The sequence below is a fragment of the Chryseobacterium lactis genome (assembly GCF_003815875.1).
GTDB lineage: Bacteria > Bacteroidota > Bacteroidia > Flavobacteriales > Weeksellaceae > Chryseobacterium > Chryseobacterium lactis.
Genome location: NZ_CP033924.1, coordinates 1,129,342 through 1,141,776 on the forward strand (window position 1 = coordinate 1,129,342; position 12,435 = coordinate 1,141,776).

At 37.5% G+C, this 12,435-nt stretch carries 10 protein-coding genes; all 10 read left to right on the forward strand.

Annotation, left to right across the window (positions count from 1 at the left end):
- Nucleotides 1-249: 249 nt before the first annotated feature.
- The 10 genes from mraZ (at nt 250) to murC (ending at nt 12,235) form a co-directional block, all read left to right on the forward strand.
- On the forward strand, nt 250-708 hold the full coding sequence (gene mraZ, locus EG342_RS04875; protein ID WP_103248544.1) for a division/cell wall cluster transcriptional repressor MraZ: 459 nt from the start codon (nt 250-252) through the stop codon (nt 706-708).
- A gap of 49 nt (nt 709-757) precedes the next feature.
- Entirely contained in the window at nt 758-1,651 is an 894-nt protein-coding gene (gene rsmH, locus EG342_RS04880) for a 16S rRNA (cytosine(1402)-N(4))-methyltransferase RsmH (protein WP_103288645.1), read from the forward strand.
- A 66-nt stretch (nt 1,652-1,717) separates the two neighbouring features.
- Entirely contained in the window at nt 1,718-2,083 is a 366-nt protein-coding gene (locus EG342_RS04885) for an FtsL-like putative cell division protein (RefSeq protein WP_100377881.1), read from the forward strand.
- Nucleotides 2,067-4,058: a penicillin-binding transpeptidase domain-containing protein gene (locus EG342_RS04890; protein ID WP_103288646.1), complete on the forward strand. Its 1,992-nt coding sequence runs from the start codon at nt 2,067-2,069 to the stop codon at nt 4,056-4,058. The genes EG342_RS04885 and EG342_RS04890 overlap by 17 nt, the downstream gene beginning before the upstream one ends.
- A 61-nt stretch (nt 4,059-4,119) precedes the next feature.
- Nucleotides 4,120-5,580, forward strand: coding sequence for a UDP-N-acetylmuramoyl-L-alanyl-D-glutamate--2,6-diaminopimelate ligase (locus tag EG342_RS04895; RefSeq protein ID WP_103288647.1), 1,461 nt, complete (start codon nt 4,120-4,122; stop codon nt 5,578-5,580).
- Between the two features lie 79 nt (nt 5,581-5,659).
- Nucleotides 5,660-6,901, forward strand: coding sequence for a phospho-N-acetylmuramoyl-pentapeptide-transferase (gene mraY / locus EG342_RS04900; RefSeq protein ID WP_103288648.1), 1,242 nt, complete (start codon nt 5,660-5,662; stop codon nt 6,899-6,901).
- Nucleotides 6,902-6,985: 84 nt separating this feature from the next.
- A complete protein-coding gene (gene murD, locus EG342_RS04905; protein WP_103288649.1) occupies nt 6,986-8,323 on the forward strand; it encodes a UDP-N-acetylmuramoyl-L-alanine--D-glutamate ligase in 1,338 nt (445 codons plus the stop codon).
- 22 nt (nt 8,324-8,345) lie between these two features.
- Nucleotides 8,346-9,584, forward strand: a complete 1,239-nt coding sequence (locus tag EG342_RS04910; protein ID WP_103289279.1) for an FtsW/RodA/SpoVE family cell cycle protein — start codon at nt 8,346-8,348, stop codon at nt 9,582-9,584.
- A 61-nt stretch (nt 9,585-9,645) separates the two neighbouring features.
- Nucleotides 9,646-10,746 (forward strand): undecaprenyldiphospho-muramoylpentapeptide beta-N-acetylglucosaminyltransferase, encoded by a 1,101-nt coding sequence (gene murG, locus EG342_RS04915; protein WP_103288650.1) that lies wholly within the window; start codon nt 9,646-9,648, stop codon nt 10,744-10,746.
- A 127-nt stretch (nt 10,747-10,873) separates the two neighbouring features.
- Nucleotides 10,874-12,235, forward strand: coding sequence for a UDP-N-acetylmuramate--L-alanine ligase (gene murC / locus EG342_RS04920; protein ID WP_103288651.1), 1,362 nt, complete (start codon nt 10,874-10,876; stop codon nt 12,233-12,235).
- The last annotated feature ends 200 nt before the right edge of the window (nt 12,236-12,435 follow it).

Below are 12,435 nucleotides of genomic sequence, written 5' to 3' on the forward strand. Positions count from 1 at the left end.
AAAAATACAAATTAAACCTCAAAAATATTTTGATTATCCTAATTTAAGATAAAAATAATACAATATTCTGCTTTTTAACTTTTTTTTTAAAAACCTCTTTATTATGGCTTAAATAGTACTTTTTACAACTTACAACATATCAGCATTTTACATTCTTGAAATCAAATCTTTAATAAAACTTATTAACATTGAGTCAAAAAGTGGGAAAAAGTGGGAAATTTTGGAAATTATTATATAAATTTGTCCCAAATGAAAAATTTCATTGGGACATATGAGTGTAAAATTGACGACAAAGGCCGCTTAAAAGTTCCTTCATCTTTAATTAAACAGATGGAAAACTTCGAAGACAAGGCATTTGTAGTCAAAAGATCTGTGTTCCAACCTTGTCTGGAAGTTTATCCTATGAATGCATGGGACAAACTGATGGGCAAAATTAATAAACTGAACAGGTTCATAAAAAAGAATGCTGATTTCATACGAATGTTTACGGCAGGAGTAAAAACAGTAGAATTGGATAATGCAGGAAGACTACAAATTTCCAAAGACCTGACGCTTTTTGCAAATCTTCAGAAAGATATTGTGATCACAAGCGCAGGAGAACTCTTTGAAATTTGGGATAAAGAAGCCTATGAAAAGGTAATTGCCACCAATGAAACTGATTTTGCAAGCCTGGCCGAAGATGTGATGGGCTCTTTCGATGAAGAATAACTGTTGAAGGTTATTAAGAATATATTGTAAATAAAAAACACAACTAAGCATGTACCATAACCCCGTTTTGTTAAAACAGAGTGTTGATGATTTGGTGACGAATCCTGACGGAATATACGTGGATTGCACCTTTGGTGGTGGCGGTCACTCAAGGGAAATACTAAGCAGACTGTCTGATAAAGGAAGATTGTTCAGCTTTGACCAGGATCTGGATGCGCTTAAAAATACAATTGATGATGCAAGGTTTACATTAATCAACCAGAATTTCAGATTTCTTGAAAATTCTTTGTTAATGTACGGAGCACCTCAGGTTGATGGTATTCTGGCCGACTTAGGAGTGTCTTCTCACCAGTTTGACGAAGCAGACAGAGGCTTTTCCACAAGAAGCAACGCTCCGCTAGACATGAGAATGAATGTAATGCAAGGTCTTGATGCTAAAAGAGTAATTAATGACTATGACGAAGCACAGCTTGCAGATATTTTTTATTATTACGGTGAACTAAGAGAAGCAAGAAAACTGGCAAGAGAAATCGTTCATCAGAGAAAAACAAAAAGTATAGATACTACTGAGGATTTAAAAAAGCTTTTCAGCTATATCCCTCCTCATAAGGTTAATAAATTCTATGCCCAGCTTTTTCAGGCCATAAGAATTGAAGTAAACCAGGAACTTGAAGTATTAAAAGAAATGCTGGTTCAGGCTTACAACGTTTTAAAACCGGAAGGAAGATTAGTAGTGATCTCTTACCACTCTTTAGAAGACCGATTGGTAAAAAGATTTCTGAAAAACGGAATGTTCGAAGGAGAACCGGAAAGAGACATCTACGGAAATTATAAAAAAGCGTTTGAATTGCTCAAAACCAAAGCGATTATCCCGGATGACCAGGAAATCGAAGATAATTCCAGAGCAAGAAGCGCCAAAATGAGAACAGGAATAAAAGTATAAATGATAACTCATAAGTGATAAGCGATATCAATTATCTTTTATCATTAATCAATTACAAACAAAGCTTTGGCAAAGAGAACAACAAATCGCCCACAGAAGAAACTCACTTTTATAGACATTATAAAAGGGAATTTTCTCAACCGCGATGAGATCAAAATACATTACAAGTATTTCCTCCTGTTGTTTGTCTTGATGATGGCTATGATTTACAGCAACCATCTCGTCAACAAGAAAATTAAAATTGTTAATGCTTTAAAAGAAGAAACAGAAGAATACAAATCGAGAAACGCTTACGCCCAGAGTAAGCTGATCAAAGTGAAAATGGAATCAGAACTGGGGAAAGAGGTTGCAAGGGACTCATTAATGACCCTCGAAAACCATCCCCATAAATTGCTAATAAAACTGGACAGTACAGATGCAAAAGCAAAATGAATACGACAATAAACGTAAAAAAACGTTAAGATGGGGCTACCTCTTCGCAGTGGTAGCTTTGTGCGTGTTTGTAATGTTCTTGGCAAGGATTGTAATCCTTCAAAACACCAATGTCCAGGAGATTAAAGACGATTACATTAATAAAAATTACCGCGAAGCCACTCTAAAGGCTGCCCGTGGTAACCTCTTCGCCTCAGACGGATCCATCCTCGCTACAACCGTAATGCGTTACGACATTTACCTGGATTTCAAAACCATGAAAGATACCGTTTACAGCAACGGCATCGGAGCATTGACAGATTCTCTAAGCAAAATGTTCGGAAAATCCAGAGGAGAATTCAGACAGAAGTTTGACGAGCAAAAGAAAAAGAAAAATCAATACTATACCCTGGTAAAAGGCCTTGATTTTGACCAATACGACAGAATCAGACAATTCCCTATCTTCAAAAGAGGTAAAAATAAAGGAGGTTTCATCGTCGACAGAAACTACAAAAGAGAACTGGCAACTTCAGAAATCGGAGCCGGTACCATCGGAATGGATAACGGAGAACTGAGATCCGGTCTTGAAGGTGCTTTCTCAAAATATTTAACCGGAACTGACGGTAAAAGACTAGAACAAAGAATCAACTCTTCCCAATGGAAACCAATCGACTTCTGGAAAGTTCAGGAACCTATCGACGGAGAAGACGTATATACTACTTTAGATCTTAGAATTCAGGACATTGCACACTCTGCTCTGGAGAAGCAACTGATCCATTACGAAGCAAAACATGGCACCGTAATCGTCATGGAAGTAGAGACAGGAAAAGTACGTGCACTGGTTAACTTAAGAAGAACGGAATCAGGAGATTACGAAGACTCTTACAACTATGCCTTAAAAGATAATATCGAACCCGGATCCACTTTTAAAACCATATCGCTTTTAGCAGCAATGGACGATGGATTCATCGATGAAAATACGACTGTAAATGTTGGTAATGGGGTCTGGACCTATGCCAAACAAAGAATTTCAGACGGCCACGGAGGAGGAACCTATGATATCAGTGATGTTCTGGCAAAATCAAGTAACGTAGGAACAGCAAAGCTGATCACAAAGTATTACGCTGAAAAACCTCAGATTTTCCTTGATCACCTGAAGCGTTGGAAGCTTTTTGATAAAATGGATATCGAACTTCCGGGAATCACAAAACCGAAAATCTTAACTCCACAAAATAAAAGATGGAATGCCGCTACATTAGCCTCTATTTCATTCGGATACTCATCCAATGTTAACCTGTTGCAGCTGACAACTTTCTACAACGGAGTTGCTAACGGTGGTAAAATGCTTAAGCCCCTATTCATCGATAAGATCATGAAAGACGGGAAGGTAATGTACACTGCAAAACCAGAAGTAATGGTCAACAAAATGGCTTCCGAAAAAGCAATTAAAATGATGACCAGCGCCTTAACCAAAGCCGTTGAAAAAGGAACGGGACGAAGCATTTTCACACCCAACCTTAAAATGGCAGGGAAAACAGGAACCGCAAGATTTGAATACTGGCTTCCTGGTCCAATGAAATATCGCGCATCCTTTGCAGGTTTTTATCCCGCTGATGCCCCAAAATATACCTGCTATGTCATGGTGAGTGAACCCAATACAGCAATAGGATTCTACGGAGGTCCGGTTTCGGCTCCGGTGTTTAAAGAAATTGCAGGAAAAACATTCTTAAAAACACCTCAGAATATCGAAAGAGAAATGCTTGTAGATAAAAAGGTAAACCTGAGCAAAATGGTTGAACCTAACGTAAAAATTGCCGTAAATGACAAACAGATGCCTAATGTGGTAGGATTAATAGGTAAAAATATAATTCCACAATTGGAAAACTTAGGCTATCGTGTAGATTATAAAGGAGTTGGAAGAATTAAAGAACAATTCCCGCTGGAAGGCACCACGATCAGTAAGAACCAGAGAATTTATTTATCTCTGCAAAATTAGAAAAATAGAGTCCCGAAGGGACGATTTAAAACAAGATAGGATGAAGTCCTATTGATAGAAAATGATAACAACAGAATTAGTAAACAGAATCCCAGTAGTAGAAATCCACGGTGACAGCAACCGTGAGGTTACTGAGTTGGTGATCGACAGCAGAAAGGTTACAGCGAACTCTCTTTACGTTGCAATGAGAGGAACTGTGGTGGACGGACATTCGTTCATCGCATCCGCTATTGAAAAAGGGGCTAAAACGATCGTTTGCGAAGAATTTCCTGAAGTACTGGATGAAAATATCACTTATGTAAAAGTAAAAGATTCATCAAAAGCTTTGGGACATATTGCTTCCAATTTCTATGGAAACCCATCTCATAAACTGAAATTGATTGGCGTTACCGGAACCAATGGAAAAACCTCTGTTTCTACCCTTCTTTTTGATGTATTCAAGAATTTGGGTTATGATTCCGCTTTACTGTCTACTGTTGAGATCAGAATCGGAGAAGAAATTATTCCGGCAACACACACCACTCCGGATGTGATTACCATCAACAGAATTTTAGCTGAAGCTGTTGAAAAAGGATGCGAATATGCATTCATGGAAGTAAGCTCTCATGGAATTGCCCAAAACAGAATCGAAGGATTACACTTCAAAGTGGCAGGGTTTACCAATCTTACTCATGATCATTTAGATTATCATAAAACATTTGAAGAATATTTAAAAACAAAGAAAAGATTCTTCGACGGACTTGAAGATACAGCCATTGCCATCACCAATGTGGATGACAAAAATGGAAATGTGATGCTTCAGAATACCAAAGCTAAAAAGAAATCTTACGCTTTGAAAACCATGGCCGACTACCACGGAAAACTTTTAGAAGCTGATTTCAACGGAATGTTGCTGAACTTCAATGGAAAAGAATTCTGGACCACCTTAACCGGTAAATTCAATGCCTACAATCTACTGCTTGTATTTGGAATTGCAGAAGAACTTGGTTTTGAACAGGATGAAATCCTGCAGGCCATCAGCAAGTTGAAAAGAGTTTCTGGAAGATTTGAAACCTTTAAATCTGATGGCGGAATCTTCTTCATCGTTGATTATGCACATACTCCGGATGCATTAGAAAACATCCTGGACAGCATCAATGATATCAGAACAAAAAATGAAAGGTTAATCACGGTTTTCGGTTGCGGAGGTGACAGAGATCACTCAAAAAGACCTGAAATGGGGAATATTGCCGCTAAAAAATCAACATTGGCAATTATCACTTCAGACAACCCAAGAACAGAAGATCCGGTACAAATTATAAAGGAAATTGAAGCAGGTGTTGAACCTCAAAACTTCAGCAAATACACTTCAATTCCGGACAGAAAAGAAGCCATTAAAATGGCCATAAAGTTTGCAGAACCTAAAGATATTGTTTTGGTAGCCGGAAAGGGCCACGAAAACTATCAGGAGATAAATGGTGTAAAACATCATTTTGATGACAAAGAAGTAATTAATGAGCTTTGGAAATTAATGAGCAAGTAAATCAGAAACGATAATTGATAAATAATAACCGATTTATCATTCGTCAATTATCAATGATCATTTATTAACAATTGAAACTATGCTATACTATCTATACGAATATCTAACCGACCACGGAATCCATGTTCCGGGACTGGGAATGTTAAAATACATATCCTTTCGTGCCGGCATATCGGTATTGCTTTCTCTTATCATCGCTCTTGTTTACGGAAAAAGAGTTATCAATTACCTGAGAGCAAAGCAAATGGGAGAATTAGTACGTGATCTTGGCCTGGATGGGCAAAAGCAGAAAGAAGGAACTCCTACCATGGGAGGACTCATTATTATTTTGGCAACCATCATTCCCGTATTGCTGTTTACAAGAATCACCAATGTTTATATTGTCCTGCTTTTGGTTTCAATGATATGGATGGGAGCCATTGGTTTCCTGGATGATTATTTAAAGAAAATCAAGAAAAATAAAGACGGCCTAAGCGGCAAATTTAAAGTAGTTGGCCAGGTGGGATTAGGGTTAATTGTCGGAGTTACAATGTATTTCCACCCCGACATCACCGTTAAAAGAAAATATGCTGATGCAAAAGTGGTCAACAGAAACAACGTAGAGCAGAACTTTATGCCTACCGAAAAAATTACAGTTTCCACCGTTCCGTTTGCAAAAAACAATGAGTTTGATTACAGCGGGATTTTATTTTGGATGAATGATAAAGATGCCCACGAATGGGCATGGGTTGTCTTTATCCCGATTGTTATTTTTATTGTAACAGCAGTTTCCAATGGAGCAAACATTACCGACGGAATTGATGGTCTTGCAGCGGGAACAAGTGCTATCATATTGCTTACACTAGCCCTCTTCGCCTATCTTTCTGGTAACATCATCTTTGCAGACTACCTCAATATTATGTTCCTCCCCAATATGGGAGAAACCACCATTTTTGCCGTCGCAATGGTAGGTGCCGTTATCGGGTTCTTTTGGTACAATACTTACCCTGCCCAGGTTTTCATGGGAGACACAGGAAGTTTGATGTTGGGAGGAGTAATTGCCGTGTTAGCAATTATTTTAAGAAAAGAATTGCTGATTCCAGTATTATGCGGAATCTTCTTAATTGAAAACCTTTCCGTAATGCTTCAGGTAATCGTTTTCAAATACAGAAAAAGAAAATATGGGTTGGAATATGCCCAAAACAATAGATTGTTCAAAATGTCACCAGTACACCACCACTACCAAAAGGTAGGATTTCACGAAAGTAAAATTGTGAACAGGATGATCATCATCGGTGTTATACTGGCTATTATATGTTTAATCACATTAAAAATGAGATAAATTTTGTATAACGTAGAAAGTTTTAACTCAAAAACCAAATTACATTAATACTTTTTACATTTTACACTTTACAAAAAAAAGAATATGAAAATAGTTGTTTTAGGAGGTGGAGAAAGCGGATGCGGAGCTGCTTATTTGGCTAAAAAGAAAGGTTTGGAAGTATTTCTTTCAGACAAGGGAGCCATTAAAGATAACTACAAGCAGTTTCTTACCGAAAATGAAATTGAATTTGAAGAAGAAAATCACAACGAAGAAATCATTTTAAATGCAGACTGGATTGTAAAAAGCCCTGGAATTCCCAAAAAGGCAGAGATCATTCAAAAAATTCATGAGAAAGGAATAAGACTTTCCTCTGAAATTGAATTTGCTTCTGAATTTACAGATGCAAAAATCATTGCCATTACCGGAAGCAACGGAAAAACAACAACCACTTCCCTGATCTATTATATCCTGAAAAATGACGGATTAAATGTAGGCTTGGGAGGAAATATCGGTTACAGTTTTGCCAAACAGGTCGCTGATGAAAACCATGAATATTATGTATTGGAAGTAAGCTCTTTCCAGTTGGATGACATTCAGAACTTCAGACCTTATATTTCTTTATTGCTCAATCTGTCTCAGGATCACCTGGACCAGTACAATTATAACTATGAAGAATATGCGCTGGCAAAATTCAGAATAGCAGAAAATCAGGAAAATGACAATTTCTTCATCTACAATAAAGATGATGAAATGAGTAAAAGCCTTCTTGAAAAGCTGGAGATAAAAGCAAAAATGATCCCTTTTTCAATCAAAGAGAAATTGTCTGAAGGGGGATTTATTAGTAACGATAACATTGTGGTAAAAATGAAAGATGAATTCTCAATGAAAGTTGAAGAATTATCACTCCTTGGAAACCATAACGTTGCCAATAGCTTAGCCGCATCGATAGCAGGTAAGATACTGGAAATCAACAATGAAAGTATAAGACATTCGTTAATGACATTCCAGGCAGTAGAACACAGATTGGAATTAGTAACTGAAATTGAAGGCGTTAAGTATATCAACGACAGTAAAGCAACCAACGTAAATGCTACTTATTATGCCTTAGAAAGCATGAAAAACCCAACCGTCTGGATTGTTGGCGGTCTCGATAAAGGAAATGACTATACCGAAATTGAAGATTTAGTCAAAAGAAAAGTAAAAGCAATTGTTTGCTTAGGAATTGATAACAAGAAGATCATAGATTTCTTTAAAGATAAAAAAGAATTTATTTATGATACTTCAAGTATGGAAGAAGCCGTGAAAATATCAAAATCATTGGCTAAAAACGGAGACACTGTTCTACTATCTCCTTGTTGTGCAAGCTTTGATTTATTCAAAAGCTATGAAGACAGAGGAAGACAGTTTAAAGCGCAGGTATTAAAAGCCAATGGCCATTAGCCAAAAGCCAATAGCATTACATATGGACGAACAGAACACAGAAAACAGATTTGAATTTCTAAAGGGCGATAAAGTACTTTGGATGGTCATTCTTGTGATCTCCATTTTCTCTATTTTCCCTGTTTATTCTGCAAGTTCAAATCTCGAATACATTGTTAATAACGGAACCACAACAGGTCACGTTATCAAACACATGTTCTTTGTAGTCCTTGGATTAGCAATTATGAGATTGGTAGGAACTATAAAATATGAATACATCGGAAAGCTCAGCAGTATCTTGCTTGGCCTGATGATCGTATTATTGGTAGTTACTATGTTCACCGGCCAGACCATTGACGGAGCCAGTGCTTCCAGATGGCTGAAAATACCGGGAACTCCCATCTCCTTCCAGCCCTCATCATTTGCATTCTTGATGTTAATCATCTATCTGTGCAGGTATTTAACCAAAAAGATAACAAGAGAGAGACTTCCGATAGAAAATATCATGTATATATTCGGCCCTATTCTTCTTGTTTTTGTGCTGGTGGCGAAAGATAACGGATCAACTGCATTAATGATCTTAATGGTATCCGTAGTTGTTTTGGTTATCGGCCAGCTTCACTGGAAGTATATTGCAGGATTTATTTCAGCTTCATTTGTAGCGATCGTTCTCTTCCTGTTAATTGCTTTAAATACCAACATGATCGGCGGAAACCGTGTTCATACCTGGATGAGCCGTGTAGAAACATTTACTTCAAGCAAAGCAAAATCTGCCGATGTAGATGATGAAAGTGTAAAAGCAAAAAACTATCAGGTAATGCAGGCAAAAGCAGCCATTGTACATGGAGGTATTACCGGAATGGGACCGGGGAAAAGTGCATTGAAACAAATGCTGCCACAGTCTGCCTCCGATTTTATCTTCGCAGTTATTGTAGAAGAATATGGAGTAATCGGCGCCGCTTTTCTGATCTGTCTCTATCTCATTATGATGATACGGATAGTAATGATCGCCAGTAAAATGCCGGCATTCTTCGGGTCATTACTGGTGCTCAGTCTCGGGGTGATGATTTTTATACAGCTTTCGGTTAATATTGCCGTGGCCATCAACCTGATCCCGGTAACAGGTCAGCCGTTGCCATTGATAAGTTATGGAGGAACTTCCATGCTGGTAACCTATCTACAGCTTGGAATTATCTTAAATATAAGCTCAAGAATCCAGATTTATGACGAAGAAGGGATGGGCAAGAAACAAAGTATAGCAGAAATAAACGATATCGCATAAACCCAAGAGTCCCGAAGGGACGATTTAACCAAAAATAGGATGAATCCTATTATATTAGACAATGAACAAAAAACTAAAAATAATACTATCAGGCGGAGGAACAGGAGGTCATATCTTCCCTGCCATCGCCATCGCTGATGAAATCAAAAAAAGATTTCCGGATGCAGAATTTTTGTTCATTGGAGCCAACGGTAAAATGGAAATGGAAAAAGTTCCACAAGCCGGCTATAAAATAGAAGGAATTGATATCGCTGGAATCGACAGAGGAAACTTGTTATCCAACCTGGGACTGCCTTTCAAAATTCTGAAAAGCTTATCCAGGTCCAAAAAGATCATTAAGAACTTCGCTCCGGATTTCGCAGTAGGAACAGGAGGTTTTGCCAGCGGACCCGCTCTTTATGAAGCGAGTAAAATGGGAATTCCAATTTTTATTCAGGAACAGAATGCCCATGCAGGAGTGACTAATAAAATTTTAAGCAAAAAAGCTAAAGCAGTTTTTACAGCTTATCCAAAAGTAGAAGGCTTCCCTGCAGAAAAGATAAAGTTCTTAGGAAATCCGATCCGCTCCACTATTGTTTCAGGTATGCAGGAAACAGCAATAGCGAAGGAAAAAATGGGACTAAACAAAGACAAGCTTACTATTTTATCAGTAGGGGGTTCTTTAGGATCCAGAACATTAAATAATGCCTGGAAATCTCATTTAAATGAAATTGTAAATAAAGATTATCAGCTCATCTGGCAAACAGGTAAGCTTGATTATAAAGATATTTTAGAAGAAACAAAAAATGTTGATACCAGAAATATCCAGATCCTTGAATTCATCAAAGACATGGAACTGGCATATTCTGCAGCAGATATCATTGTTTCAAGAGCAGGAGCCATTGCCATTTCAGAGTTGGCAGTAGCACAAAAACCGGTACTGTTAGTACCCTTCCCCTTTGCAGCGGAAGACCACCAAACTAAAAATGCCCTAAATCTGGTTGAAAAAAATGCAGCAAGAATGGTAAAAGACTCTGAAATGCAGGAAAAATTCTGGAATACATTATCAGAAATCTGCGGGAATGAAAGTGTAAGAAAAGAAATGTCTGACAATCTGAAGTATTTTGCCAAGCCGGACGCTGCAAAAGAAATTGTAGATGAGATATTTAAAATAATAAGATAAATAGGTAAGGTTTGTCATTCTGACCGAAACGTAGTGAAGCGAAGAATTTCCATTATTGAGATTCCTCGTTCCTCGGAAATCAAAGATTAGGCGTAGCCAATGACAAATGAAAAATTTTTAATAAATAATGAAGAACTTAGAAACATATCAAACTTTTTACTTCGTTGGAATCGGAGGTATCGGAATGAGTGCTTTAGCACGCTATTTCAATGCATCCGGGAAAAAAGTATTGGGATACGACAAAACCAATACAAAATTGACGCAAAATCTGATCAACGAAGGTATTGATATCGTTTTTGAAGACCTTATTGATGAAAAAATCACTTCTCTGCAAAAAAAAGATACGTTGGTCATTTATACGCCGGCTATCAAAACGCTTGGAATTCTCGATTACTTCAACCAAAATCAGTTTGAAGTTTTAAAACGCGCCAAGGTTTTAGGGTTAATTACAGAAAACACAGACTGTATCGCAGTAGCAGGAACCCATGGGAAAACAACTACCTCTACCCTGGTTTCTCACTTATGTAAAGAGGCAGACTTGCCTTTCTCATGCTTTTTAGGAGGTATTTCGGAAAACTTTAAGTCTAATTTTCTGTACAACGGATCAACGTATTCTGTAGTAGAAGCTGATGAATACGACAGAAGTTTTCTGAACCTTTCTCCGGACTGGGCGGTAGTAACCTCTACAGATGCCGACCACTTGGATATTTACGGAGATAAAAGCCATATTGAAGAAGGTTTCAGACAATTTGCAGCGTTGGTTCCCGATGACAAAAAATTATTTGTAAGAAAAGGAGTTGAAATCGGAAGAGGCCATCAAACCTATGCGGTAAACGAGCCTGCAGATTATTATTCTGACAACCTGAGAATGGATCACGATAAAATTTATTTTGATTTCCACACCCCAACAGAAACAATAAAAGATTTTGTTTGGGAAATCCCGGGAATTCATAATGTAGAAAATGCTACGGTAGCACTGGCTATTCTGCACAATTTAGGCGCAGATTTTGATACGCTGAAAAAAGCGATTGCTAATTTTAAAGGAATTAAAAGAAGATATACCAAGCATATTTATCAAAACGGTAAAATTTACATTGACGACTATGCCCACCACCCAACAGAAATTAACGCTGTAGTGGGTTCTATCAGAACATTTTATCCCGATAAAAAATTATTGGTGGTTTTCCAGCCACACCTTTTCAGCAGAACGAGAGATTTTGCAGATGGGTTTGCTGAAAGCCTGAGCAAAGCTGATGAGTTGATCTTGCTTGACATTTATCCTGCAAGAGAACTTCAGGAAAATTTTGAAGGAATTACTTCAAGCTGGTTGCTTGAAAAAGTGAATTTAGAGAAAAAAGAAGTATCCGTTTTATCTGATGCTTTTGAAAAAATAAAAGAAAAAGATTTTGATATCCTCCTTACAGTGGGAGCAGGAAATATAGACACCCTGTACGACCCAATTTGTGAATGGATAGAAAATTTGAGTTAAATAAAACGCAAAGTTCGGAGAGGAAAATTTAAAAAGAAAATATTTTCCGTTCGCGAAGGCGTTTCACTTAGCAATAAAAATACATTAACAAAGGCTGCTTTGTAAGATGTAAGAATAAAAATAATTTATAAAAAAAATCAGCCATCGTTGAGTAAAACGCCTCTGCGATCGGACTGAAGAACAGTAAAGATCTTTGTGAG

Excerpts from the sequence above, each read along its gene's own strand:
- mraZ (WP_103248544.1), top strand. The coding sequence starts at position 250 with ATGAAAAATTTCATTGGGACATATGAGTGTAAAATTGACGACAAAGGC.
- rsmH (WP_103288645.1), top strand. The coding sequence starts at position 758 with ATGTACCATAACCCCGTTTTGTTAAAACAGAGTGTTGATGATTTGGTG.
- EG342_RS04890 (WP_103288646.1), top strand. The coding sequence starts at position 2,067 with ATGCAAAAGCAAAATGAATACGACAATAAACGTAAAAAAACGTTAAGA.
- EG342_RS04895 (WP_103288647.1), top strand. The coding sequence starts at position 4,120 with ATGATAACAACAGAATTAGTAAACAGAATCCCAGTAGTAGAAATCCAC.
- mraY (WP_103288648.1), top strand. The coding sequence starts at position 5,660 with ATGCTATACTATCTATACGAATATCTAACCGACCACGGAATCCATGTT.
- murD (WP_103288649.1), top strand. The coding sequence starts at position 6,986 with ATGAAAATAGTTGTTTTAGGAGGTGGAGAAAGCGGATGCGGAGCTGCT.
- EG342_RS04910 (WP_103289279.1), top strand. The coding sequence starts at position 8,346 with ATGGACGAACAGAACACAGAAAACAGATTTGAATTTCTAAAGGGCGAT.
- murG (WP_103288650.1), top strand. The coding sequence starts at position 9,646 with ATGAACAAAAAACTAAAAATAATACTATCAGGCGGAGGAACAGGAGGT.
- murC (WP_103288651.1), top strand. The coding sequence starts at position 10,874 with ATGAAGAACTTAGAAACATATCAAACTTTTTACTTCGTTGGAATCGGA.